This is a genomic window from Ruegeria sp. HKCCE4148 (genome assembly GCF_017872495.1).
Classification (GTDB): Bacteria; Pseudomonadota; Alphaproteobacteria; order Rhodobacterales; family Rhodobacteraceae; genus Ruegeria.
The window spans coordinates 61129-86801 of the sequence record NZ_JAEDOS010000006.1; the positions used below are offsets into that span (position 1 = coordinate 61129).

Annotated in this window: 27 protein-coding genes and 1 pseudogene; 17 read left to right on the forward strand and 11 right to left on the reverse strand. The window is 54.6% G+C overall.

Annotated features, from left to right (window positions below; translation table 11 throughout):
- Positions 1–58: 58 nt before the first annotated feature.
- On the reverse strand, positions 59–805 hold the full coding sequence (locus I9187_RS16205) for a sulfite exporter TauE/SafE family protein (protein WP_171180545.1): 747 nt from the start codon (positions 803–805) through the stop codon (positions 59–61).
- 173 nt (positions 806–978) lie between these two features.
- Here I9187_RS16205 and I9187_RS16210 point away from each other — a divergent pair, with 173 nt between their 5' ends.
- Together I9187_RS16210 and I9187_RS16215 are read left to right on the forward strand one after the other, a co-directional pair.
- On the forward strand, positions 979–1911 hold the full coding sequence (locus tag I9187_RS16210) for a nitroreductase family protein (RefSeq protein ID WP_348540121.1): 933 nt from the start codon (positions 979–981) through the stop codon (positions 1909–1911).
- A gap of 43 nt (positions 1912–1954) precedes the next feature.
- Complete coding sequence (locus I9187_RS16215; protein WP_171180543.1) at positions 1955–2398, forward strand: hypothetical protein; 444 nt, start codon at positions 1955–1957, stop codon at positions 2396–2398.
- 96 nt (positions 2399–2494) lie between these two features.
- Here I9187_RS16215 and I9187_RS16220 read toward each other — a convergent pair whose 3' ends face one another.
- A complete protein-coding gene (locus tag I9187_RS16220) occupies positions 2495–3376 on the reverse strand; it encodes a LysR family transcriptional regulator (RefSeq protein WP_171180705.1) in 882 nt (293 codons plus the stop codon).
- Between the two features lie 260 nt (positions 3377–3636).
- On the opposite strand from I9187_RS16220, the gene I9187_RS16225 reads away from it, so the two are divergent.
- The 8 genes from I9187_RS16225 (at position 3637) to I9187_RS16260 (ending at position 10961) form a co-directional block, all read left to right on the forward strand.
- Positions 3637–5073 (forward strand): NAD-dependent succinate-semialdehyde dehydrogenase, encoded by a 1437-nt coding sequence (locus I9187_RS16225; protein WP_171238770.1) that lies wholly within the window; start codon positions 3637–3639, stop codon positions 5071–5073.
- A 69-nt stretch (positions 5074–5142) separates the two neighbouring features.
- Complete coding sequence (locus I9187_RS16230) at positions 5143–6177, forward strand: zinc-binding dehydrogenase (RefSeq protein ID WP_171621414.1); 1035 nt, start codon at positions 5143–5145, stop codon at positions 6175–6177.
- On the forward strand, positions 6174–6887 hold the full coding sequence (locus I9187_RS16235) for a 2Fe-2S iron-sulfur cluster-binding protein (RefSeq protein WP_171180539.1): 714 nt from the start codon (positions 6174–6176) through the stop codon (positions 6885–6887). The genes I9187_RS16230 and I9187_RS16235 overlap by 4 nt, the downstream gene beginning before the upstream one ends.
- Positions 6887–7234: a succinate dehydrogenase gene (locus I9187_RS16240; protein WP_171238747.1), complete on the forward strand. Its 348-nt coding sequence runs from the start codon at positions 6887–6889 to the stop codon at positions 7232–7234. Before I9187_RS16235 ends, I9187_RS16240 begins: the two co-directional genes overlap by 1 nt.
- The gene (locus I9187_RS16245) at positions 7231–7584 is read left to right on the forward strand and encodes a succinate dehydrogenase (protein ID WP_171209831.1); all 354 of its coding nucleotides are present in this window, start codon (positions 7231–7233) and stop codon (positions 7582–7584) included. Before I9187_RS16240 ends, I9187_RS16245 begins: the two co-directional genes overlap by 4 nt.
- A gap of 1 nt (position 7585) precedes the next feature.
- Positions 7586–9343 (forward strand): FAD-binding protein, encoded by a 1758-nt coding sequence (locus I9187_RS16250; protein WP_171180533.1) that lies wholly within the window; start codon positions 7586–7588, stop codon positions 9341–9343.
- On the forward strand, positions 9340–10296 hold the full coding sequence (locus I9187_RS16255; RefSeq protein WP_171180531.1) for a fumarate hydratase: 957 nt from the start codon (positions 9340–9342) through the stop codon (positions 10294–10296). Before I9187_RS16250 ends, I9187_RS16255 begins: the two co-directional genes overlap by 4 nt.
- Positions 10293–10961, forward strand: a complete 669-nt coding sequence (locus I9187_RS16260) for a fumarate hydratase C-terminal domain-containing protein (RefSeq protein ID WP_171180529.1) — start codon at positions 10293–10295, stop codon at positions 10959–10961. Before I9187_RS16255 ends, I9187_RS16260 begins: the two co-directional genes overlap by 4 nt.
- Positions 10962–11352: 391 nt before the next feature.
- On the opposite strand, the gene I9187_RS16265 is transcribed toward I9187_RS16260, so the two are convergent.
- A complete protein-coding gene (locus I9187_RS16265; protein WP_171238771.1) occupies positions 11353–12069 on the reverse strand; it encodes a sulfite exporter TauE/SafE family protein in 717 nt (238 codons plus the stop codon).
- 75 nt (positions 12070–12144) lie between these two features.
- Positions 12145–12441 (reverse strand): hypothetical protein, encoded by a 297-nt coding sequence (locus tag I9187_RS16270; protein WP_209509779.1) that lies wholly within the window; start codon positions 12439–12441, stop codon positions 12145–12147.
- A 421-nt stretch (positions 12442–12862) separates the two neighbouring features.
- On the opposite strand from I9187_RS16270, the gene I9187_RS16275 reads away from it, so the two are divergent.
- Positions 12863–13525, forward strand: coding sequence for a histidine phosphatase family protein (locus I9187_RS16275; RefSeq protein ID WP_171180525.1), 663 nt, complete (start codon positions 12863–12865; stop codon positions 13523–13525).
- Between the two features lie 147 nt (positions 13526–13672).
- Here the strand turns inward: I9187_RS16275 and I9187_RS16280 are convergent, their stop codons facing one another.
- From I9187_RS16280 to ugpB, 6 genes are all read right to left on the reverse strand, one after another.
- A complete protein-coding gene (locus I9187_RS16280; RefSeq protein ID WP_171238749.1) occupies positions 13673–14122 on the reverse strand; it encodes an NUDIX hydrolase in 450 nt (149 codons plus the stop codon).
- Positions 14123–14228: 106 nt separating this feature from the next.
- Positions 14229–15176, reverse strand: a complete 948-nt coding sequence (locus tag I9187_RS16285; protein ID WP_171180523.1) for a glycerophosphodiester phosphodiesterase family protein — start codon at positions 15174–15176, stop codon at positions 14229–14231.
- Positions 15176–16231: a sn-glycerol-3-phosphate ABC transporter ATP-binding protein UgpC gene (ugpC, locus tag I9187_RS16290; protein WP_171238751.1), complete on the reverse strand. Its 1056-nt coding sequence runs from the start codon at positions 16229–16231 to the stop codon at positions 15176–15178. The genes I9187_RS16285 and ugpC overlap by 1 nt, the downstream gene beginning before the upstream one ends.
- Positions 16232–16234: 3 nt before the next feature.
- Complete coding sequence (ugpE, locus tag I9187_RS16295; RefSeq protein ID WP_170353922.1) at positions 16235–17071, reverse strand: sn-glycerol-3-phosphate ABC transporter permease UgpE; 837 nt, start codon at positions 17069–17071, stop codon at positions 16235–16237.
- Positions 17072–17091: 20 nt separating this feature from the next.
- Positions 17092–17973: a sn-glycerol-3-phosphate ABC transporter permease UgpA gene (gene ugpA, locus I9187_RS16300; RefSeq protein ID WP_155150415.1), complete on the reverse strand. Its 882-nt coding sequence runs from the start codon at positions 17971–17973 to the stop codon at positions 17092–17094.
- Between the two features lie 61 nt (positions 17974–18034).
- Positions 18035–19345 carry a sn-glycerol-3-phosphate ABC transporter substrate-binding protein UgpB gene (gene ugpB, locus I9187_RS16305; RefSeq protein WP_171180519.1) on the reverse strand — a complete coding sequence of 437 codons (1311 nt, stop codon included), beginning with the start codon at positions 19343–19345 and terminating at the stop codon, positions 18035–18037.
- Between the two features lie 180 nt (positions 19346–19525).
- Here ugpB and I9187_RS16310 point away from each other — a divergent pair, with 180 nt between their 5' ends.
- Positions 19526–20428, forward strand: a complete 903-nt coding sequence (locus tag I9187_RS16310) for a LysR substrate-binding domain-containing protein (RefSeq protein WP_171180517.1) — start codon at positions 19526–19528, stop codon at positions 20426–20428.
- 617 nt (positions 20429–21045) lie between these two features.
- Here the strand turns inward: I9187_RS16310 and I9187_RS16315 are convergent.
- Positions 21046–21421 (reverse strand): annotated as a pseudogene (locus I9187_RS16315) (transposase); the annotation flags it as partial.
- A gap of 327 nt (positions 21422–21748) precedes the next feature.
- Here I9187_RS16315 and I9187_RS16320 point away from each other — a divergent pair.
- From I9187_RS16320 to I9187_RS16340, 5 genes are all read left to right on the forward strand, one after another.
- Entirely contained in the window at positions 21749–21922 is a 174-nt protein-coding gene (locus tag I9187_RS16320) for a Flp family type IVb pilin (protein ID WP_171180515.1), read from the forward strand.
- 134 nt (positions 21923–22056) lie between these two features.
- A complete protein-coding gene (gene cpaB, locus I9187_RS16325; protein ID WP_209509709.1) occupies positions 22057–22872 on the forward strand; it encodes a Flp pilus assembly protein CpaB in 816 nt (271 codons plus the stop codon).
- Between the two features lie 23 nt (positions 22873–22895).
- Entirely contained in the window at positions 22896–24464 is a 1569-nt protein-coding gene (locus tag I9187_RS16330; RefSeq protein WP_171180511.1) for a Tad domain-containing protein, read from the forward strand.
- 5 nt (positions 24465–24469) lie between these two features.
- On the forward strand, positions 24470–24976 hold the full coding sequence (locus tag I9187_RS16335; protein WP_171180509.1) for a TadE/TadG family type IV pilus assembly protein: 507 nt from the start codon (positions 24470–24472) through the stop codon (positions 24974–24976).
- On the forward strand, positions 24973–25668 hold the full coding sequence (locus tag I9187_RS16340; protein WP_209940251.1) for a TadE/TadG family type IV pilus assembly protein: 696 nt from the start codon (positions 24973–24975) through the stop codon (positions 25666–25668). Before I9187_RS16335 ends, I9187_RS16340 begins: the two co-directional genes overlap by 4 nt.
- The last annotated feature ends 5 nt before the right edge of the window (positions 25669–25673 follow it).

The following is a 25673-nucleotide window of genomic DNA, read 5'->3' on the forward strand; positions in this document are numbered from 1 at the left end:
AGTCAAAAGTTTGCAACAGATCCAGACGCAGTGCTGCGTGCGATGATTCCGCTGCGCACTACCCCCAGAGAGTGCCCAACAACAAATTCGCCCCCAGCAGCGAAAATGCGCCTAAGAAAAAGCCTTTGAAGGCTTCGGAATTTGCCCTATGCCGCAACCGCTCACCTGCGGAAAACCCAATCAGGGTCGGAACCAGCAAGAAGACCGAGACTGCCAGATCCGCTTGCGAACTGTGCCCGACAGCTATGAACATCGCCAAAACGGACACACTACCAGCCGTGATTAAGAACCCGAGTGCCTGAACAAATGCGTCACGCTCCAGTCGGAGACCGGTCAGGTACATAGCCAATGGTGGCGCCCATGCGGCAGTCAACCCACCAACCAGCCCGGCAACCAAAGCGCTGATTATTTCGAACAAGCGCACTGTGCTTGACGGGATCGGAGGCACCATGTCACGCCAGCTGAAAAAGCAAAACGCCAGTACAAACGCACCTAGCACAGCGCGCAAAAACCGATCTGGAGTGGATTGACTGAACCAGACGGTTCCAGCGACGCATAGGATCAAAATGGCCGCGTAGCGCCAATGCCGTTTCGCGCATCCAACCATGTCAGGTCCACGCCAGAATTGCCAGACGTTGCTCAGCAACATTGGGATCAGGATCAATGTGACGGCGGATCTTGCGTCGAGCTTAAACGTTAACAGAACCAGCGCGACGGTCGGCATTCCCAGCCCAATGAAACCTTTCACTGCGCCTGCCAGCAGCAGGACGGCGCTGGCAAACGCGATCAGGGAAATGTCATGCATTGCTGCTTCGATTTACTTTATCTGCCTGTCGCGGCTTTCGCGGCAAAGCTTGAGAGCCGCAGGTTTCGGCGTATCTTAGCGCGGTGATACATTTTCGGCAATGCTTGCGGGTTTATGTGCGAACAGGCAATTGCCGTTCATGACGGAAAAGAAACTACGCGGCGCGTGTGCCGGTGGAACATCTTGCAGTTGCTAAGCAAGCAAAAAACCGTTCAGCTTCTATGTGTACTTTAAGAAACAAGCAGCTAAAGAGAAGGACCAGCATGTCGAAGGCACCCCAATCGGACTTGCAACGCGCCCTCGCGGCGCGTTTCAGCGATGCACCTTCACAAGTTGAAAGCACCGCACAATCGGACCTTTTGTATTCCATGGCGGCCCGTGGTTCTTGTCGTGCATTCACGGACAAGCCAATCCCATCCGATTGGGTCCGCACCATCTCCGCGATCGCCCTATCCGCGCCCACAAAGAGCGATCTGCAGCAGTGTGATATCATCTTGCTGGAATCCGAAGATATCCAAAGACGTCTTGCAACACTTGTGTCGGGTCAGTCTTGGGTCGCGGATGCGCCGATGATTGCCGTCATTTGCGGCAACAACCGTCGCCAAAGGTTGTTGCACGAATGGCATGGTGTCCCCTTCGCAAACGACCATCTTGACGCGTTTTTCAATGCAACGGGGGATGCAGCGATTACGCTGGGCGCTTTCGTGACAGCGGCGGAAGTGCTTGGACTCGGCTGCTGCCCGATCAGCGCTGTGCGAAACAAGGCTGCGGCGGTCTCTGACCTGCTTGATCTGCCGGACCATGTTTTTCCATTTGCGGGCCTCGCATTTGGTTTTCCCGCGCAAACGCCGAAGATCTCTAAGCGGCTGCCACTACAGGTCACATGTCACGTCGACCATTATAGGGAGGTCAATTTGAAGGAGACAATTGTGCAATACGATGAAGAGCGCGCGACGTCGCAGCCCTATGAAAAACAGAGATTTCCAAAGAAATTTGCGGACAGCGAAAGGTATTCCTGGTCTGAAGACAAAGTTCGGCAGTATAGCGAGCCCGAACGTGCTGACTTTGGTAACTACGTTCGGTCATGCGGCTTCGAGCTTAATTGATTTGTACGCTAGGATGCTAAGCACTTCAGGACGCGGAGGGTTGATGTCAGAAGTCGTAACACACGAGCCAGAGAACGTCCTTTGCCAACAATTCAGAATGGGCGAACAAATTTCTTCACAGTGGGCTTTGGAGGAATACATTTCGCGGACTGCGGTGCAGCACGGTTGGCAATTGATTCCCAGGAGTCGCAACAAGGTTTGCTTTGACGCTTACGGGTACCGAGCTATCACAACACTTGCAAGGTCAGAACACGAAACTGAAGTACTGTCGGCCGAAACCATTTTTTCTCCGTTGCCCAATAAAGGATCTTGGTGGGTTGACGTAGGACTGATCCTGCTCTGCTGCGTTCTGGTCTTCATTCTGCCGGAGTGGTGCTTGGGTGCCATAATGGTCGCCGCAATCATTTATGTTGCAGCTCCTATTTTCCTTCGCAACAGGTATGCGAAGGCAGAAATCAGAAAATTTGTCACGTCGCTAATGGACTGAAGCAAATACCTTCTCGGATTCACTACCGTGATATTCTTTCATCAGGTCAAAGTGAGACGGCTCTTGAAACAAGATACTTTCCTTATTTCGCGATTGTCACTTTTGCGATATCTCAATGGCATGCATGAGCGCCTCGAATAACTCGTCGAGAACCCGTTTTTTGACTTGGTTGTCTCTGTAAACTAGGCCGAGCGTTCTTATTGGCGCATCCGGGCCGAGGCCAATGCGCATTACTGGGACGGCATCAAACGGCTTGACCGCAAGATCAGGGACGATGGATACACCAAGGCGGGCGTGTACCATCGATACAATCGCTTCTGGGCTATCCAATTCCATTGTCTCAGCCACCTGAATACGTTTCGAGAGAAGCCAATTGTCTATTAGAGTCCCTGCAACAGCGTTCCTATCGAATCGAATAAATGGCTTGGATTTCAAAAGAACCACCGGGTCCACTTCTGTTTCGTCGATGGATGCGATCAGTTGCATTGGCTCTTGCGCCAGTTCTCGAAAGGTGAGACCGGCAGGCATCAAGTTTGGTTTGACAACAATTGCAGCGTCCAGGCCTCCACGTTCAATCTCTGTTAGCAAGGCGCCTGTCAGCCCAGGGCGAATGTGAAGCCCAATTTCGGGCCACTTGGATTTCAAGGCTGCCATCGCCTTTGGCGTTAGCCCTGTCAGTGTCGTACGCAGAGTTCCAAGAGTGATAATGCCTTTGAGGCCGCCGTCTTCTAAGGCGGACGGTACCAGATTGTCATAAGCATCGACTAGCGTTCGGGCCTTTGCAACGATCAGATGCGCCGCTGGGGTAAGCTTTGGCGTGCGCGTGCTCCGATCAAACAGTTCAATGTCCAGCTGGGCCTCAAGTGCCTGCATTTGCTGACTGATCGCGGCATGGGTCACGTGAATGACATTCGCGGCTTCACCAAATGTTTTGGTGTCTGCAATAGCAACTAGGGTTCGGAGTTGCCGGATCGTCATGTCCAATCCTTTCACCCATTGGGTCGATTTTTCAGCCAATGTCGGGCCGCTTGGGGCCTTGGGGCCGCACGAGCTAATGACTGTCTCTATAACGACCAAATGGTATTTTGAAAGCTTTACTAAATTTAATATAAATATTTTTTCGCTTATTTACAGATTGTCTTACTGTTAATCAGAGTCACTATCGTGGCTTTTCGGCTGTGTCCGGTGCGCTTCTCATCGCTTGTTTAGAGGGAAATTCCGTGAGTGACTATGGTGACATGTTGCAACAGGCCAACTTGATCGGCGGCGCTTGGAGCGGATCGGAAAGCGGTGAGACCATTTCGGTGACGAACCCGGCAACTGGTACAGTCATCGAACATGTGCCTAGTTGCGGTATAAGCGAGACCAATCGCGCGATTGCGGCAGCGACGGAAGCGTTCGACGGCTGGTCAACCAGCAATCTGTCTTTCCGTGTTGGTCTGCTGCATAAGTTGCACGACGCATTGATGGACAACCAGGAAATCCTGGCGCAGCTGCTGACAGCAGAGCAAGGCAAGCCGCTTGCCGAGGCGCGTGGCGAAATTGCCATCGGCGCGGCCTATGTGCGCTGGTTTGCTGAAGAGGTGCGGCGCGCCAAAGGCGAGATTGTGCCGTCTCCGACCGCCGATCGCAAACTCATGGTGACACGCCATCCTGTGGGAGTTGTGGGGGCAATCACACCGTGGAATTTTCCGTCCTCCATGTTGGCGCGAAAGCCCTCACCCGCGCTTGCCGCAGGATGCACGATAGTTGCAAAACCAGCGACGGCTACGCCCTATTCTGGTCTTGCCTGGGTCAAGCTGTGCCAGGATGTCGGTTTTCCTGACGGTGTCGTCAGCATCCTGACCGGCTCCGCCCGAGAAATCGCCGGAGCCATGATGGCCAGCCCTGATGTGCGCAAGGTCACCTTTACCGGGTCAACAGACGTTGGCAAAGTGTTGATCCGCCAATCTGCAGACACGTTCAAGAAAGTGTCGATGGAGCTAGGGGGCAATGCACCGTTCATCGTGTTTAACGATGCAGATATTGATGCGGCTATCGAAGGGGCAATGATCGCGAAGTATCGCAACATGGGCCAGACCTGCGTGTGCACGAACCGCTTCTACGTACAGGCTTGTATTCACGACGCCTTTGTCGCGCGGCTAAAGCAGGCGTCCGAGGAATTGGTTGTCGGGGATGGCGCGCATGATGGTGTCGCACAAGGGCCGATGATCGACATGGCAGGCGTCGAGAAAGTGGAAGATATGATCGCGGATGCGACTTCCAAGGGTGGCAAAATCGTCTCTGGTGGCAAAAGGCACGAGATAGGCGGCACCTTTTTTGAACCAACAGTGATCACCGCTGCAAACGCCGACATGAAATGCGCAACCGAAGAGATCTTTGGCCCGCTTTCCGTTGTCTTCAAGTTCGAGACCGAACAAGAAGCTTTTGAAGCCGCTAACGCCACCGAGTTCGGCCTTGCAGCTTACGCCTACACCAAATCGCTCGGGCGCACTTTTCGGCTAAATGATGGGCTTCAGTATGGGTTGATCGGGATCAACTCCGGCCTGATCACGACCGTCGAAGCTCCGTTCGGAGGACTCAAGGAAAGCGGTATGGGCAAGGAAGGCGGTAGTCAGGGTTCGGAGGATTACCTGTCTGTCAAATACATGTGCGTTGCCGGTTTGGACGCCTGACAAGAAATCACCGCGTCCCGAGGGGACGGAGCTGCACAGAGCTTGGCTCGACAAATAAGGGAATGAACGATGCGCGCCGCTGTTGTCAGAGACTTCAATGAAGATCTTTCCATTGAAACGGTAGAGGACCCAAGCTGCCCCGAGAACGGCGTTGTTCTCGAAGTGGCTGCCTGCGGGGTGTGTCGTTCTGATTTTCATGGATGGGTGGGCAGTCATCCCAAAGTCACCAGTGGTTCAATCCTAGGGCATGAATACTGCGGAACAGTGGTCGAGGCAGGCGCGCAGGCCAAACACAAGATCGGCGACAAACTGATCGCCCCGTTCATTTTGGGCTGTGGTGATTGCCTGGCGTGTCAGACGGGTCACTCGAACACCTGTGAAAGTGCTATTGTCCCCGGTTTTGGCGCGCCGGGCGCCTACGCAGAATTTGTTGCCGTTCCGTTTGACCACAACCTAGTTCACTTGCCTGAAACAATGCCAGACGCGCTGGCCGCTGGTCTTGGCTGTCGGGTCACAACCGCGTGGCACGCATTGACTGATCGCGCTAATGTGCGGGCAGGTGAATGGGTCGCCGTACATGGCACGGGCGGCATTGGCCTGTCGGCTTTGCTTCTGGCCAAAATGCTGGGGGCGCGGGTTGTTGTCGTCGATGTCGTTCAGGAAAAGCTGGATCATGCGCTGACGCTGGGCGCAGATGCAACCGTGAACGCAGCGACCGAGGATGTTCCCGACGCCATCCGCGAGATCACCAAGGGCGGTGCGCAGGTCTCACTTGAGGCGCTTGGCATCGCGCAGACGACGAACGCATCTGTTGAATGTCTCGCCACCCTTGGTCGGCACGTGCATGTGGGCATGCCCGCCGGTGATGGCATAATGGAGGTTAACATGCGTGCCATCTATTCCAAACAATTGGCCTTTTTCGGGACCCGCGGCATGCCTGCATGGAAATACCCGTCTTTGTTGGAGATGATCGAACGGGGCGACGTGGATCTTACCCCCATGTTGGATCGCGAAGTCACCCTATCTGGGGCAAGTGCTGAATTGCGCTCGATGAAGGGCCCGACGCGTCCCGGAACAGCAGTGATTACGGATTTCTCCAAATGACGGCAGAGGTTCTGAAAGTCACCATTCAGCGCGATGCAGACCGCGTCGAAACTTTCGATGTGCCCGCCTATGAGAACCAGACTGTATTGGATGTAGTGTCCTGGGTGCAGCAAAACGCGGACCCGACCTTGAGTTATCGGTTTGCCTGTCGTGTCGGCATGTGCGGCAGCTGTGCGATGATGGTCAACGGTGTCCCGCGCTGGACTTGTCGCACACACATCTCCAAGGTTGTTGATGGCAATGCGGTGATGATCGGACCGTTGCGCAACTTGCCCGTCATCAAGGATCTGGCCGTTGATATGGATCCGTTTTTTGACAAATGGGTTGCCGCCGAAGGTGTGCATCACGGCGCTCTCACACGAGATGACGAGATTGCCCCGGTGCATGAGACAAGCGCCACGAGGGTCGAAGCGAATGCCGGAATTGAATGCATCAATTGTTCTGTGTGTTACGCCGCTTGTGACACAGTGGCGAGCAACCCCGACTACCTCGGTCCGGCTGCTTTACAGCGGGCCTGGACCCTCCTGAACGATGCGAAGGACGAAGGGCGCGTCGCGATTTTGGATGCTGTTTCCGGCAGTGGTGGATGTCACAACTGTCACTCGATGGGGTCATGCACGATGTATTGTCCGAATGAGCTGAACCCGATGTCAGCTATCGCGGGGCTGAAACGAGAAACCGCAAAAAACTTCTTCAAGAGGGGGCGCTGATGCTGAGTTTGCGGCTTTACATGTTTCAACGGCTAAGCGCGCTGCTGATGGCCCCCTTTGTGGTCGGGCATCTGGCGGTGATGATCTATGCCATTCAGGGTGGGTTGAGTGCTGCTGAGATCTTGGAGCGTACCCAAGGGTCTGTGCTCTGGTTTCTGTTCTATGGCATCTTCGTAGTCGCGGTTTCCATCCATGGCGCCATTGGCTTGCGTGCTATCGCGTTGGAATGGGGCGGATTGAAAGGCGCTGCGTTGGAAGGGTTCATGTGGCTTGTTGGACTGGGTTTGTTAGCGCTTGGCGCGCGCGCCGTTTGGGCGGTGACCTTTTCGCAAGGAGTGGGCGTATGAAGGCGGCAAAAGGCATCACATCCCGCGCGCATCCCCTGTGGCTTGCCTATATCCTGCACCGCCTGTCCGGGCTCGCGCTGGCCTTGTTCCTGCCCCTACACTTCTGGGTGCTGGCCATGGCGATGACAGACCCCGTTAGGCTGGACGGCTTCCTTCATCTCACCGAAGCGGCCGCGGTGAAGATCGCAGAGTTTGGTCTCGTTTTCCTTCTGGCTATTCACATGTTTGGCGGTTTGCGTCTGATAGCGATGGAATGGCTGCCGTGGAGCGCACCCCAAAAGACACTAGCGGCAGGTGCAACGGCGGGATCTTTTTGCATTGCGATTCTCTTTTTCATGAAAGCGATTTGACATGAAAGTTTCTGACATTGAACGCCACGACACCGACATTCTTATCCTCGGCACCGGAGGCGCTGGCTTGTTCGCTGCACTTCACGCCCAGCAGACAGCACCAGAGGGGGCGAAAATCACCATCGCGGTGAAAGGCTTGATCGGAAAATGCGGCTGCACTCGAATGGTTCAGGGCGGGTACAACGTGGCCCTTGGGGGCGGCGATACGGTTGAACGGCACTTCATGGACACGATCAATGGCGGCAAATGGCTGCCCAATCAGGACATGGCGTGGCGCTTGTGTGAGCAGGCCGTGATCCGCATTCGCGAGCTGGAAAACGAGGTCGGGTGTTTCTTTGACCGCAACGCGGACGGGTCGCTACACCAAAAGGCATTTGCCGGGCAAACGGCGGACCGGACGGTTCACAAGGGTGATCTGACGGGGATCGAGATCATCAATCGGTTGATGGAAAAGGTCCTCGCCTCCGGTGTTGAGAAACTGCAAGAACACCGCGCGGTGGGTCTAATCCCGACCAAAGACAGCCGTGCGCTGGCGGGCGTTCTGATGATCGACATGCGGACTGGCAAGTTCCGTCTGGTGCGTGCCAAAACGGTGATGATGGGCACGGGCGGCGGGCCGACCATGTACAAATACCACACTCCATCCGGTGACAAGACCATGGATGGTCTGGCCATGGCTTTGCGTGCGGGGCTAACTTTGCGGGACATGGAAATGGTGCAGTTTCACCCAACAGGGCTGCTTGCCGGGGATCATACCCGCATGACCGGCACCGTTCTGGAAGAAGGCCTGCGCGGCGCTGGTGGACAGCTCATCAGCCACACTGGTCAGCGGTTCATGTTCGATTATGACGACAGAGGCGAACGTGCCACCCGTGATGTGGTCAGTAGGGGTATCTATGCCGAGATGCGCAAGAACAACAATCCCGAACAAGAGGGCGTCTTCATCTCAATGGCACATCTTGGGCCGGATAACGTGCGTAAGAAGTTTAAAGGCATGGTCAACCGCTGCGCTGACAGCGGCTTCGATCTGGCCGCCGGTAAGGTCGAAGTTGTGCCAACGGCGCATTACTTCATGGGCGGCGTCGTCGTCGATGTCGACACGCGCACGGAGATGGAGGGTCTTTATGTCGCCGGCGAGGACGCCGGCGGCGCCCATGGGTCCAACCGCTTAGGCGGGAATGGTGTGGCCAATTCCACCGTCTATGGCGGTATCGCAGGCGACACGATGGGGCGCGATGTGGCAGGCATGAGCCTGCGTGACCCAGACGAAGATGTGCTGGCGGCAGAGTTCGAGCGCGCCATCTATCCGCTGAGCCGCAAGCCGGATCTTGTCCTACCGCTGCGAAAGCAGTTGCAGAATATCATGTGGGACGACGTGGGTGTCATGCGCACCGAGGCTGGCATGAAGCGCGGGTTGAAAGGGATAGCAAGCGTCTCTGAGGCCTTGATGGATGTAGGTGTTGAGGACAGTAATCTAGCGTTTAACCTGACTTGGCATGACTGGCTAAATCTACGTTCACTGTGCGATGTATCCGAGGTCATTGCCAAAGCCGGGATTGCTCGTGAAAACTCCCGCGGGGCGCATTTCCGTGAAGACTATCCAGAGCCTGGTGCGATGGAAGACAGCGCATTTACTGTCGCAACACTGCAAAACGGCAGGGTGGCTGTGAACAATGAACCCGTTCAATTCACCATCGTGCGTCCGGGCGAGACTGTCTTGCCCGAAGGTGCGCCTGAAACATTGGTTGCAGCACAATGATACCCATAAACCTGATCCAATCCACCGCCGAAACCCTGATGGACAAGGCCGCTATTGAAATCCCGCAAGACTACCTCGATGGCTTGCAAGAGGCCGCTAGGACAGAAGACGGCGATCTGTCGTCGTTTGTTCTCAAGGCGATGCTGGAAAATTACGAGGCCGCCAAGGAAGACCGACGCGCGATGTGCGGTGATACTGGCGTGCCGCGCTGGTTCGTCAAGATGGGCAACGAAGCGCAGGTTGAAGGCGGTATGGTCGCACTTGAAGCCGCTCTGCGCCGCGCAACGGCGAATGCCACCAACGGTGTTCCGCTACGACCGAACCGAGTGCATCCATTGTGGCGGACGGATCACAACAACAACGTGGGCATCGGCGCGCCGGAGATCGAATATGGCTATGAGCCCGAGGGCGCATGGGTAGATCTGATCACCGTCCACAAGGGCGGGCTTTTTGGTTCGGATTACCGGATGCTGTTCCCGTCTGATGGTATTCAGGGGATCAAGCGTTTCTACCTCGACAGCCTTATGGCTTTCGGCAAACGCGGCCTTGCCTGCCAGCCTGCCATCATCGGCATCGGGTTGGGGGGATCCAAGGATATCTGCATGACACTGGGCAAACGCGCCTCGACGTTGCGGATCGTCGGATCGCGTAACAGCGATCCAGAAATCGCCAAGATGGAGGATGAATTCAAAGAACTTGGCAACTCTATCGGCATGGGTGCCATGGGGTTTGTCGGCAAGAACATGGTAATCGATTGTAATATCGAAGTTGGGTATTGCCACACGGGCGGAATGCCCATGTCGGTGCATGCGTTCTGTCTAAGCTCGCGCCGCGCCGTCGCCCGCATCCACGCGGACGGGCAAGTCGAACATCGCACGGACCCAGACTGGTTCACCGACTATCAGCGTCGTGAAACCATTGACTGGGAACCTATGCGGGAGGCAGCAGAATGAGCGCACCGCGTGAAATCATCCTGTCCACCACCCCCGCCGACGAAGAGATCGCAGATCTGCGCCTGGGCGATGTCGTCTACCTTGATGGCCTGATGTACACAGCTCGAGAAGGCGTCTATATGCGCGCTCTAGAGGAAAAGGCGAATATCCCGATGGAGTTGCCCTCCCAATCCGCCGCCAACTTCCACTGCTCACCCGCCGCTCGAATCAACCCGGATGGGTCTTTTGACATGGGCGCTGTGACGGCGACGGCATCTTTCCGCTTTGCCAAATGGTTGCCTGAATGGATGGCCAAGACCGGGGCAAAGTTAATCGTCGGCAAGGGCGGCATGACATCGAAGGACTACAAGGAATACTTCGTGCCTAATGGCGCAGTCTACCTGTCGACCGTCGGATACGGCACGGGTGCGCTTCTTGGGCGCGGCGTTGAGAATGTCGAGGCTGTGCACTGGAACGAGGAACTCGGCCTCGCGCAGGCGATGTGGGTTCTCAAATGCAACCGCATGGGCCCCTTCATCGTCGCCTCCGACATGTACGGTGACTGTCTTTTTGAACGGGAAAACGCCAAAATCGCTAAGAACGTAGCACGGGTCTACGAGGGCACCAGGCCTGCAACCCTTAAACGCTATGGCGAAAGTGACGACCGCACGGATGAGGTCATTTGAAGGTATGCCTATCGATGCGCATAAAGATGAAGTCGCACGGGAATCGGAGTGCCTCATACCATTGTTTATCCTGGAGACATTGGTGAAGTCAGATCGACCGATGTCCGTGGCTGACACGGGTTAATCCTTGGAAATAGAGACAGCGGTGCTGCAACCGCATTTCGAGGCATTGGAAGAGCAAGAGTTCATCCAGAGTTCTGGATTGCCGAGCTTCTCTATTTTTGGTCGTAGATTGGTGATGCTTTGTGCGGCGTTAGGAACCGGTGATCTCACTTAGGGCGCTGGCCTTCAGGCAACTGGCAAGTGAAGTACAGTCAGAGTATTCCGCGATGTCCAGAGTACCCGCAATTTCTCACATTCGCGCGAACACTTTTCCTTAAGGCACCTCGAATTAAGTAATCAGCGCGCGCAGCATCAGTATAATGCCCGACAGAAACATCATTGCGATGATCAAGCGACGAAATTGATCATCGTCCAGCCGCTTGAACAGCGAGATCCCGATCTGGGCAAAGACAATAGTAACAGGAAGCGCTAAGCCGATGAGTATCAGCGTATCCCACGAATAGGCTCCGTTGACCGCAAACATGATACACGCGAGCGCCAAGACAGCCACGTTAAAAGGCTGAAGCACAGCACGGGTTTCAGCCTTAGGCCAAGGACACATGGCGCACCACATCGTCGGCAATGCGCCCGACAACGATGCGGCACCTCCAAGTAAGCCACCAAAGAATCCGACGATGCATTCGATTATTGGTGCGGGGCGTTCGAGTTTTGGCAACGTGGTGCGGAAAGTGAAAAATCCGCCATAGAGCAGCATGAAACCTGCGATGATCATCTTAAGTGTCTCCACCGGAATGTACGAAAGAGCGGCTACGCCCATCGGTATCCCTGGAAGAGCGGGCAGCAGGAAGCGCGCGAGGCGCCTTGGCTGATTTGCAATGGACCTTCGTACCAACCAAACGCCTTGCAAACCGCTGGCGACGGACATCACAACAACCACTGAAACCGCCTGAACCGGCGGCATGACATTTAGCCAGAAGCCAAGTGCAAAAAGAGCTGTGCCGAATCCCGCCAATCCGTTGATGAGCCCACCAGCTGCCGCCCCCATAAGCAGGTAAACATAGAGCTCGGTTGGCAATTGCAATGTCCTTAAATTCAACGCCCAGCGAGATAATACGTAGTCTTACTTGACTACGAAGAAGCCCAACAATTTTGCGCGCTTTCGCAACCAATTCCAAGCCCAATCGACGGCGATTGCGGTTTTCGTTTCAACCGACAAAAATTCTTGACACCCCGTATTTCTCTCAGAATCTTCATCCTCCCACCGAAGCTGGCCGGTAGCCCCAAACTTTGGGTGATTTTCAAACGCTTCCCCTTGTAGTTCATTTTGTTCGGGCTGATTCCGTACAGCGCACTCAGCCAATTTGCCTCGGTGCCAAATCGCGATCTTAGTGTTGCTGTAGCGGTCAATAACGAACATGATTTTGATCTGAACGCTTCCCATGGCCACGCAATTCCCATTGGCGAAAAAAAGTCCGTATTGTCGTCGTCTTTCGATTCTAAACACGGTTCGGAGAAAGCTCAGTCTCAGTTCCAACTAGAACAACACTCGTGAATGACCGGATTGACGACAAGCGCTGCGTTGCATCAGCACGTGTGCCGCAGCCGCGAACAAATGCTGCGTCAGCAAGGCACGAAAAACGAATGTAGAGAAAGTCCGCGTAGGGGTAACTCGAACAGAGCCCAGAAAACGGCTGCTCTGAGCCCAAAGCAGTCCAAGTGAAGCGACAAAGCACTTGGCGCGAAGGTTGTATGACCACTTTTTCTATCGCCCTAGACTTAACCGCACAAATCCGAAGCCTCTATCGAATTCTGGGGCATCCGTTTAAACTGCGCACTACGTGGAAGAGAAATCAGGTAATTCGGTTTGCTTCAGTGCAGGATGGCTTAGATACGTTTTGAACCAAAAACTCAGCCCCACTATTTTCTTGCTTCGCCATGGTGAAACCGAATGGAATTTGCAGAAACGACGTCAAGGTCGGCAGAACTCGCTCTTGACTAAGCGAGGGGTCGCTCAGGCATTGGCGAGTGCAAAAAGACTGGGGCACCGCCTATCCAGCCGTCACCCTCTGACGGTAATTTCAAGCCCACTTGGTCGAGCGGCACAAACGGCTTCCATCGTCCTTGAAGAGCTTGGCCTACCACCAGAAACCATCGAATATGAGAATCGTTTGGTGGAATGCAGTTTTGGACAATGGGAGGGCTTGACGGAAAACGAGATCATAAGGCGGTTTCCCCTGGAATGGGACGCGCGCAGTTCTGACCGTTGGAACTATCCTGTGCCGGGCGGAGAATCCTATGCTGACGTACATAACCGGGTTTTTGCTTGGTATTCCGGCAAGTCGTTTGAGGGGGCTGTCATAGTTGTTGGCCACGGCTTAACCCTGCGCGTGTTTCGAGGGATCTACTTGAACTTGTCCCCAGAAGAAGTTTTTGAATTGAATGAACCTCAAGATGGTTTCATCGAGTTGCGATGCGGACAATCAACCTTCGTGCAGCACTGAGGTGTCGAAGTTTGGCACTTAATCCCATGATATAGGATTTCCGCTGGCTATAAGCCTAGAAAACAACTTCTGAATGAAAGGGTTAAGCCGTTTTTTCATAGCAAAGTAGCTATCGACCTAAGTCTGGAAAAACTGCAACGCATCGGTTCAAGGTAGCAATTCGCGAATTGATTTGTTCTTTTTAGGGTCGTCTTTTAGGTCTAAGAGCAAGTCTTCCAGCTCTGGCTGTTTGAGTGCTTTCGCAGCTCCTTTCGGTGAAAACCAGTGCCTTTTTCTTTCGTGCCTTTCCTTCCAACGGCGCTTCACCTTATCGACGTAGAGCGGGTAGACGGTGGCCTTCACTAGGACACTGGTACCGTCGTTAAAAATCTTAGCGTACTCAAACTCACCGATCGGCTTGCGGGAAATTGTACCTTCCACCCCAGCCTCCTCCAACGCTTCAATTTCTGCCGCGCGCCAGTCTTGCTCGCCGACCATCGGCCAGCCCTTGGGCATGATCCAGCGCCCTGTGTCACGCGACGTGATAAGGAGTACCTTGAGGCGGTCGACGAACAACTGCAGAGGCAATGCTGCAACTTGTTTAGTACGCTGAGCCACTATGCTTCTCGCCCTCCACAGCAGGTTGAAGTGATGATGTGACCGATCCTTTCCGATTGTGACTGGTAGAAACACAAAAAAACGTCACCAATTAGCGACGCAGAATTCACTGGTTGTCGATATGCCACCCCATGCCCAAATCCGACAGATGCCTTTGAACCCGCCCAGGGTAGTCAGATACAATTGCATCCACGCGCAGGTCGATCATCCTGCTTATTTCTTCGTGCTCATTGACAGTCCAAACGGCGACACATAAGCCCAGCTCTTTTGCAAGGGCCACATTTTCTGCTGTCACATCCGCATAATATGGGCACCAAAGCGAACCACCGGCTTGCTTGACCAAAAATGGGATTTCGTCGCAGCGACCGCGAAAGTCTGGGCAAACCGCTTTCGAGGAATCTTCGCCCACTTCGTCCTCGTTTTCCGGAAGCTGCGTAAGGTAAGAAGACGGCATGTCCGGAGCCTGCCGCTGGCATTCTTCCAAAAGGTTCCAGTCAAAACTGTGTAAAACCGCGCGCGTAGATAGACCTTTGGCGCGAACCTCCTGAAGAACTCGCCCAACAAAGTTCTCTCGAAAAATCGCATCGTGAGCCAGGTCAGGATCCGATTTCAGTTCGAGCATCAGATAGGCATCGCCGTATTTTGCTTCGGCTACCAAATCGAGCAAGTCTATCAGCCTTGGAACACGAACGCCGTCCAGTTGCGCCTGATCCGGGAAACGTTGGCCATAGTCAGAATGCCCGTCTAACCGTCCAATATCGAATTGTTGGATTTGCTCGAAAGTCAGAGATGAGACTTTCGGCTCTTCACCGGTCAGAAACAGGCCATTGGTGTCGCGAAAGCCAGATGCGTGCAGACGATGATTGTGGGTTATGACCGGAACGTCATCAGCTGTTAGAACGACATCAAATTCAAGAAGCGGTACGCCGATGGACAGCGAGAAATCAAAACCAATCATGCTGTTTTCAGGCAAAACGCCTCTTGCTCCTCGATGTCCCACAACACGGATCAGGTTGTTTCCACCACGAAATGCTTCGACCTGCGGAAACCCCATTAGCTTTCCAGCCTTTCCCCGGTTGATTGGTCAAACAGATGCATGTGCTCAGAGGCGACCGAAAACCGCATATTCGGATGTCGGTCCTCGATCGGATGAACTCCCGGAAGGCTTATGGTGATCGCTCCGCCGCCTCTCGCGAGTTGACCGTGTAACAGAGTGTTGGCCCCTAACGGTTCCGCCATCTGGATCGCCGCTTCTAGCGGACCACTATCATCCAACAACAGGTGCTCTGGGCGGATCCCCAGCTTCAACGCGTTATCGGGACCCGCAGATGGGCCAACTTCTATTTCACCGATCTTGACTGTCCCGTTCTCACGCCGGGCATCAAACACATTCATCGCCGGGCTGCCAATGAACTGTGCCGCGAACAATGTTCTCGGTGTTTCGTACACCTCCAGCGGAGTTCCAATCTGTTCGGCGATACCGCCGTTCATGACGATCATCCTGTCTGCCATCGTCATCGCCTCGACCTGATCGTGGGTTACGTAAAGCGAGGTGATGCCCAGCTTCTCCTGAAGCTCACGAATTTCCAGACGCATCTGAACACGCAGTTTAGCGTCTAGGTTCGACAGCGGTTCATCAAACAGGAATACTGCTGGTTCGCGGACAATAGCCCGACCCATTGCCACCCTCTGACGCTGGCCGCCGGAAAGTTGTCTTGGTTTGCGATCCAGTAAGGGTTCCAGTTGCAACAGCTTGGCAGCCTCAGTCACCTTCTCGTCGATCTGGCTCTTGGGCAGACCGGCGATCTTTAGGCCGTACCCCATATTCTGGCGCACAGACATGTGTGGATAGAGTGCATAGTTCTGGAACACCATCGCGATGTCGCGATCCATCGGCTCTTTGTCGTTGGCTCGTTCTTCTCCAATTCGGATTTCGCCATCGGTCACGGTTTCTAGACCCGCAACCATCCGCAACAGCGTGGACTTGCCGCAGCCCGAGGGTCCGACGATCACGATGAACTCACCATCAGCAATATCGATATCGATGCCGTGGATGACGTCCGTTGGGCCAAAGCTCTTTTTGACGTTCTCTAGGGTTACTGTTGCCATTTCTTACTTCTCGCTATCGACAAGGCCGCGGACAAAGAGCTTTTGCATCGATACCACCACTATGACCGGTGGGATCATTGCTAGAATTGATGTAGCCATGATGACCGGCCACTCGGCCACATCATCGCCGGACGGGAACATCTGTTTGATGCCCATCACAATGGTGTTCATTTCAGGGTCGGTGGTGATGAGCAGCGGCCAAAGGTATTGGTTCCAGCCATAGATGAACAGGATCACGAACAGCGCCGCGATATTGGTCCTGCTCATGGGCACAACGATATCAATGAAAAACCGCATCGGGCGGGCACCGTCGACTCGAGCTGCTTCGGCCAGTTCATCTGGAATTGTCAGAAAGAATTGCCGGAACAGGAACGTTGCCGTGGCCGAGGCGATAAGTGGGAAGATCAACCCATAGTAGCTGTTGAGCATGCCGAACCCGGCGACAACTTCAAAAGTTGGAACAATGCGAACCTCGACCGGTAGCATCAGCGTCAGGAAAATTAGCCAAAAGAACGTCGTTCGACCGGGAAATCGAAAATAGACAATCGCAAAGGCTGACAGCAATGAAATGATGATCTTACCCACCGCAATACCAATGGCCATCACGAGGCTGTTGAACAACATCGTGGCGACAGGCACATTCACGCCAGAAAACAATGCAGCCTTGTAGTTTTCCCAGAACTGATCACCCGGAACCAACGGCATCGGCGGTGACACGATTTCCGGCTGGGTAACGGTCGAGGCCACAAATGCCAGCCAGATCGGAAAGAAGATGATCAGAACGCCAAGTATCATTAGCGCATGGGTCAACCAGATCCCCATCCCGCGTTTTTCGACCATACCGTGTTGTTGGGCGGCCATCAGTAGTGCACCCTTTTTTCCACATATTTGAACTGGATGACGGTCAATAGGCCGACCACGATTAGTAGAATGACTGACTGCGCCGAGGATGAACCTAGATCCTGCCCGACGAAGCCGTCTGAGAAGACCTTGTAGACCAGAATGGTCGTCGCCTGTTGTGGGCCTCCGCCTGTGATGGTGTGGATAACGCCAAAGGTTTCAAAGAAAGCGTAAACGACATTCACCACCAGCAGGAAAAACGCCGTCGGAGATAGCAGCGGCAGTACAATTGTGAAGAACCGGCGCCAGAAGCGCGCTCCGTCGATCGCGGCAGCCTCGATCACCGACCGCGGAACCGATTGCAGAGCTGCGAAAAAAAACAGGAAGTTATAACTGATGCGCCCCCAAGCCGATGCTACAACCACCAACCCCATGGCCTCGGTGCCGTTCAGAACGTGGTTCCAGTCATAGCCAAGCTGGCCGAGGTACCAAGACACGACACCAACGCGCGTGTTGAACATGAACAGCCACAGTACACCAGCCACGGCGGGGGCGACGGCGTAGGGCCAAATCAGCAATGTCCGGTAGACGCCCGATCCCTTGATTAGACGATCTGCGATGACCGCCAGAAACAAGGCCGGGATCATTGAACACAGCGTTACGAGCGTTGAAAACACCGCTGTTGTCACAAAAGAGGCGCGGTAGAACTTGTCGCTCAGAAGGAACTCAAAGTTGCCGAGCCCGACGAATTGGGACGACAACCCAAAGGGATCAGGTATGAACAGAGACTGCCAAACGGCCTGGCCTGCGGGGTAAAAGAAGAAAACGGCGGAAATGATGACCTGAGGGGCGATCAGCGCCAATGGCAAAAGCCAGCCGCGGAAGGTGACGCGTTTTTCCATCTTGATAATCCACCGAAGAAAGAAAATGCGGGCCCTTAATAGGCCCGCATCAGTTTACGACTTATTGATTGGCGGATTCGAACCGGCGCAGCAGTGCGTCACCGCGCTCTTTTGCGCTATCCATCGCTTCCTGAGCGGTCTTTTCACCGGACCAGACGGCCTCAAGCTCTTCGTCGATGATGCCGCGAATTTGGTCGAACGAGCCCAGACGCAGACCTTTCGAGTTTGCGGTTGGTTCCTTCGCAGTCATCTGGATTACCGCGATGTCGGTGCCCGGGTTTTCATCATAAAAACCTGCAGCACGAGTAGCTTCACCCGCTTCGGCCGTGATTGGAAGATAACCGGTATTTTGGTGCCAAGCAGCCTGAACGTCCGACGAGGAAAGGAAGCTTAGGAACTCTCCAACGCCCTTGTATTCCTCGGGATCATGGCCTTCCATAACCCAAAGGGATGCACCGCCGATAATGGTATTCTGCGGCTCACTGGTGACTGCTTCCCAATAGGGCAGCGGCCTTACGTCGAACTCAAACTCAGCTTCAGAGCTGATACCGGCGTAACCGGCCGAGCTTTCCGTGAACAACGCGCATTCACCGGCCCGGAAATTTGCACCACCTTCGTTTCTGCGCCCGGTGTAGATGAACTTGCCATCCTTGGCCCAGTCACCCATTGCTGTCAGGTGTGCAACCTGCGCTGGACCGTTCAGCATCAGTTCGGTATCCAGACCGGCAAAACCGTTGTCCTGCGATGCGAACGGAACGTCGTGATAGGCCGACAGGTTCTCGAGGTGAATCCAGCTTTGCCATGCGGTCACCAGCGGGCAGTCCTCGCCGCCAGCCTTAAGCTGCTCAAGTACGTCGCCAACCTTTTCCCAAGTCGATAGATCTGTGTCCGGATCAACACCCGCCGCTTCGAAGGCATCGCGATTGACCCACAGAACCGGTGTGGACGAGTTGAAAGGCAGAGAGAGCATTTCACCGTCCGTTGTAGTGTAGTAACCTTTGACAGCGCCAATGTACGCGTCAGGATCAAACGACGCACCGCTTTCAGCCATCACTTCATAGACGGGTTTGATCGCACCTTCGGCCGACATCATCGTTGCCGTACCCACTTCGAAAACCATCAGAATGTGGGGTTGCTCGCCGGCGCGGAAAGCCGCAATACCTGCGTTCAGAGTTTCCGAGTAATTGCCTTTGTGGCTTTCGACCACGACGAACTCATCCTGGCTGGCGTTGAACTCATCAACTTGCGCTTTAACAAGCTCACCCAATCGACCGGTGAAAGCGTGCCAGAACTGAACTTCAGTTTGCGCCATCGCCGCCACGGGGGACAACGCAGTAGTTACGGCGAGAGCGCCGAGAAATTGCTTATTCATGATTCCTCCCATGCATCAGTGTTGATGCTTCGTTGAATACCGACCGCAACGCGTAATCAGCACACATGACGATTTCACGACGTTAACGTTACAAATTTATAATTCAAGCATTAAATTTTTGAAAAAAACATAACACTACGTTATGAAATTACTAAGCAAACAACGAACCAGGTTCAAAGCATGAGTCAAACTTTTAGAATCCGCCAATTGGAAGCGCTCATGGCAGTTTCCTCAAACGGGTCGGTCACTGCTGCAGCTAAGGATCTTGGGATAAGCCAGCCTGCGGTCAGCCGACTGCTTTCTGATCTGGAAAAATCGCTTGGCTTTCAACTTTTTGATCGCCGCGAAGGTCGCTTAGTTCCTTCGCAGGAGGTGCGTTATCTGCAACCCAGCGTAGAGCGCGTTTTGGAATTGATGAAGCAGATCTCGGACGTTAGTCAGGACATAACCCAACGCAAAGCGGGACACATCCGAATCGCATGTTTGCCCGGGTTCGCCACCAGTCACCTTCCCAACGTCATCGCCACCTTTTTACAAAATCGGCCAGGTGTGACCATGACGATCGAGCCTGACAGACCAGAACGCATTCTCGAGTGGATGATCGGTGAGCAATATGATTTCGGAATCACAGACAGCTTTAACGGGCATCCGGCCGTCGAAAGCAGAGACATCGATGTCCGTACAGTTTGCGTGTTTCCTACCGGACATGAATTGGAAGAACTCTCCGAGGTGTCACCTACGGATCTTGCGAATGCCAAGATTATTCACACAAGGCGCGACAGCGACTTTTTTGGAAAACTTTCAAAAGCGTTTCAAAGCGCCAACGTCAAACTCAACTCCCACATCGAAGTCAGGCAGTTTACGGCAGCTTGTGAATTGGCTGTAAAAGGTGTTGGGATTTCCGTGGTCAGCGAGTTGGATGCCGTCCAATATGCAGACAACGGATTGAGCTACCGACCGTTCAAACCGCTCTTGTCACATACGCTTTCCCTTGTGCGTCCGATTTTGAAGCAACCGTCACTGGTGACGCTAGAGTTCATCGAACAGTTTCAAGAGAGCCTAGCCCCGTTCAAGGCAAGCTAACTAAATCACTGATTTTATGGCGGAAAACGCCAATGTTCGCTGTCAGCAAGCCGTACTTTTTCTATCTTCATAACTTGAAGCCAATGCTTGAGCATTTGGAATAACCCAGGAGATCGACCTTGCCCTAATAGGCAAAAGCGGGGAAACACAGATTAGTTTTACAGTTGAGCTTGGATGATCTAGCTCCTTATCCTAGGACACCTAGTGACAGCTTTGTCCGCACAGCGGTCATTGATGCATTACGCGGCGAAAGACTGCTTTGAGCCCATTTTGGCCAATGCTGCGCGATGCCCCAATGACCGCAACGCAGGAGCAAGCAGTCTTTGGAAAAACCGACTGCAGACCCAATGCGTCCGTATAGAAAGAGTCATGAATCCGCGTCAGCTCCAGCGATTAATGACATTCGCATCTCGCGTGGCTTTAGAAGCTTGAAACTCCCGTAGGCTCGAGAGATGAAACCTGCTTCTTGGAGTTGACCCAGATGCTATGCGACCGTAGACCGCGCAAGATTCCCGAGGTGAGCGAGATCGGACCGTGTCGCATCAACTTCGGGCTGCCGATCAAAAGGATTGTCGTTCATACGCACATCTGCGAGCCGCACGAGAAGAATAGTGAAGCGTCGAGTCGATCAGAAGATGCAGCGGGCCGCTTCCCGCCGCGATACGGAAGACTCACCTTCAGCGTTCTTTGACGGCGGCACAGGGTACTGAAATCAGGCACTGCACAGTCCGCCAGTCAGCCGCAGGCAACTACCCACGAAGCCCGTGGCTTGCCTCAGCTGCAGCCCGACAAAACCTTCAGGGTCAGAGACGCTTGGAATGCGGATTCGCTGAAACTGTGGTGACGACCGCGCTTGCCTTAAGGTAGCGGTGTCCAATCTATCTCAGGATCAAACCAGATCGAAAGCGATCCTCGTTCTTTCAATGCGTGATTGTACGAAGGCCAGTTCCCGGTCTTGTACTTCGTTCGGGCCCAACTGGTCGTATCTCTCAGCTATCATGCTGGATTTATGAGGTGAATCCTTCAACCCATTTGGCAGCAAAGCAGCTTGGCTCCAGAATTGGCGACCCGTCAGTTGGGAAAGAATCACGAATCTAGCCATTCGGATTCCGGTAAGGGATCAGGCAATTTTCCGACACAGAATCGACCAAAATGCCAAATCTTACAATCTTGGCGTGTATTTCTCCGTGGTTTGGAGGATGCGGCGCCCTGACGGCGGGACCTAACCTTGTGGAAGGCTCCGTCGATATGGAGGGGGTTAGAACGCCGCGAATTTGGGCGGCATCCATCAGTAACTAGTGAGTTAACTAGGAGAGTAAAATGTTGAAGCTTTACGTAACGATGAAAACCATGGCACGCGACGAAAGCGGCGCGACCATCGTGGAATATGGTGTTGCTCTGACAATCGTCACGGCGATTGCAGTTGCCACTCTGACAGCTTTGGGCGCTGACGTTAACGGTCAGTTCACCAGCGCGGAAACCCTGATTCCTTAAGGAATACAAAGCACGCGGTGCGCTCAGCCCCGCGTGCTTATCGCCCCGGAAAATTTTCTTGATCCATTGGCAAAGTGCAACCGTTCCGATCGGTTCATTCAATAAACGCCAGGAAATAGCTGAAGGAGCACCAGATGAGACTCTCTGCCATTTTCACTGCATTGACGGGCCTAGTCGTAGCCGGAGGGTCGGTTTACGTCGCTCGGGATTACATTCAATTCGATACTCGGTCCGCAAATGTCGGGGCCGAGAGCGAGATGGTGAGCGTGGTCGTTGCATCGCGCGATATTTCGTTCGGCGAAGAAATCGAGCCCGGCGCGCTGACAACCATTGACTGGCCCCGTGGTGCCGTACCCGTGGGCGTCTTTACAGATTACGACGACCTGATTGCGGCGGCCAACATGCCGTCCCGGCGCGCCCGTCGCGCAATTACTCAGGGTGAACTGATACTGAACAGCAAGGTTTCCGACTTTGGTGAGAAGGTCACCATCGTTCAGACGTTGGGCGCAGATCATCGCGCCATGGCCATCGAGGTTGACGCCGAAACCGCCGTGGGGGGCTTTGTAACCCCGGGCGATCGGGTCGATGTGGTGATGACCACTGGTGAAAAAAGAGACATGCACGCCGTCACCATTTTGCAAAACATCAGGGTCATCGGTGTCGATCAGGAATCTGACGAACAGACCGACCAACCCGTTGTTGCGCGCACGGTTACTGTTGCCGTTACGCCTGATCAGGTCCAGCGCCTTGCCCTGGCGCAGCGTGCCGGTAGGCTGAGCCTGACCTTGCGGTCCATTGATGACACCGAGGACAAGACGCTGACTATGACGCGGTTGAACGATCTGCTGATTGATGAACCGGTTATTGCGCAGGACATCAAAGAACCGGTGCGCAAAACGATAATCCGGGTCCGCCGCGGCACCGAAGTGACTGAATCCATCATTAACTGAATCGACCAAGGAAGGTTTCGACCGTGTCCCTCGCTCAATTCATACGTCAATTCCGCAGCTCCGAAGACGGCGCGATCCTGGTCTTTGTTGCGGTGGCCCTGTCGGTCATGGTCGGTATGGCCGCCCTTGCATTCGACATTGGCCGCGTGACCACCACCCAGTCGGAATTGCAGAGCTTTGCGGACAATGTCGCCCTTGCGGCTGCGGGGGAACTGGATGGGCGCCCGGATTCAATCACGCGTGCCACCAATGCGGCTGCAAACATGATCCGCGACCGTCAAAGCTTTGGCGTGCGCAACAAGGATCAGCTGTTGTCCGGTGCAACGGATTACCAGCTACGGTTTTACGAAAACCCGCCGACAACTGCGACCGATCCCGCTCAACCCGCGCAACTGCTGGATTCGACCGATCCAGCCAGCGGACCGATTGCTGCATTTGTTCGGGTGACCGTCGACACGCACGAGGTTGCCACTCCGCTGGCGGCGGCAGCGGCGGCTCTTTTGGGCAATGCGCAGCCTTTCTCCAGCGTCAACGCCGAAGCCGTAGCAGGGTTCACCCTGATGGCCTGCGACATCACCCCGATGTTCATCTGCCTGCCGCAGCCCAGCCTCGATCTGACCGAAGGCCAGTTGATTAGAATGGTTAGCCAAGGCGGCAATGGACAATGGGGGCCCGGCAACTTCGGTTTTCTGTCTTCTAATCAGAATCTGGCCATCGATGCCTCCGGTGCCTGCGATCCTGCACCAAACGGTCAGGAAGATTCATGTGCTCTGGCGGCATCGCGCGCTGTTTCCATGTGCTTCAGCCAAAGAGGCGTTGAAACCAGACCGGGTCTGAGCGTGGGCAACATGGTGGCTGGCTTCAACACGCGTTTCGACCGGTTTGAATCTAGCGCCAAGCAGTTCAGCAACGGCTCGCGCTACGACGTCGACAATTTCGCCTCTTCTCCGCATGTCCTGGACGGCTGGATCACTGCAGGTAACGGAAACAGCTGCACCAGCCAGCTGTCGCCCACCTATGAAGCGAACGGGGTCCTTGATCCGGCCGCGACCGTGGGTCTGCCGCTTGACGACTGTTTTGCCAGCGGCACTTGCCCATCGCCTCGTATCGGCAATGGCGTCTTTACCACTGGCCTAACCGAGTATCTGACTATCAACTATGGCGCTGATTTCAGCGGCCCTCTCCCGACCGGTATTCCGCCTTGGTTCCCGACTGGTGGCACCCGCTATGACATCTACAATGCAGAGGTCACCAACCAGGCCGCTTTGGAGGCTATCCTGACCGCCGGTGGCAAAGCTGAAAGCAGCATGCCTTCGTGCCAACCCCCGTCAGCTGGTCGCGCCGATCCTACGCGCCGTGTCATCACCGTTGCCGGTATCGATTGTGCGACGTTTGAGGACGAGCTTAACGGTGGGTCGGGCACCATTCCGGTCACCAGTTTCATCGAGATGTTCCTGATCCGCCCTTCGGAATCCGGCAGCACCGGTGCCAACGCGGTCATCTATGGTGAGGTCATTCAGACCGTATCGGATGGCATCGGCGGCGCCGGAGTTGGCGGCATCGTTCACGATCTGGTTCAGCTTTACGAGTAATGATCATGTTTGGTGCATCCCGTCATATCAGCAAAACCCTTGGCCGGTTCCGCAATGACCAGTCCGGCGCGGCGTTGGTCGAGTTTGCGATCCTTTTGCCAATCCTGTTGGTGACATTTGCCCTGATCGTCGAGGGGGGCCGGATATTCTGGTCTTATCAAAATGCAATCACGGGGGTTCGGGACACTGCCCGTTATGTTGGCCGGATCGCCCCGTCCGATATGTGCACTGCCTCGCCAAGCGCTGCAATCGGCGATTTCCAGGCCGCTGTCTCAAACACTCTGACATCGCTCTCGACCACTGACATTGCCGTCGGCCTGGATTCTCTGTCCCTCGAATGCGTCGGGCTTACAGGTGAATACCGTGTTTCGCCCACGCCAGTCGCCGTCCTGACCGCGTCACTGACAATTTCTAATCTGCCGTTCACGCCCCTGTTCCAACTGGTAGGAGGCTCGGCAACGGCGCAGATCCAAACCACGATCACAGATCGCAGCCGGGTGTTTGGACCATGACCCACTGCATTCGCAAAATAACCCGCGGAATGTCGCGATTTGTCCGTCAGGAAGATGGGTCGACGGTCACCGAGCTTGCCTTTGTCCTGCCGTTGTTCCTTTTGATTTTCCTGGGTCTGATTGATTTCGGCAGATTGGCCTTCCACTATGTGGCGGCTGAAAAAACAGCACAGGTCGCCGCTCGGATGGCGGCCGTGATGCCACCCGCATGTGGCGGTGTGCCGACAACCAACGCCCGGGGAACCTATACCGATATCACCGGCCCGCGGTTCGGAACCAATTGCAGTTTCGCCGCTGGCGTCTGCGTCGAACCGGCAGCCACCGTATGCACCGGTGCGGCCCCCGCGAATGCAGCTGCCCAGACCACCGTGACCGACATCTGGAACATGCTTCAGTTTGCCGTTCCCAACGATCCCACCGCAACTTTCGACGAAAGCAACATCACGTTCACCTACGATTTCGACCCGGAAATGAATTTTCTGGGTGGCCCTTATGTGCCGATGGTCACAGTGACGATCGAAGAACTTCCGTTCCGGTTCGTCTCTCCGTTGGGTTCGATCGCAGCGCTGGTTTTGGGCGGCTCAACGCCAGAAACCGATGCGCTGACCACCGCGACAACGGGTTTCAAAATATTTTCCGACTTTAGCGCAACCCTTCCTGGCGAAGACCTCGCCAGCGGAGTCAACGGTTAAATTTC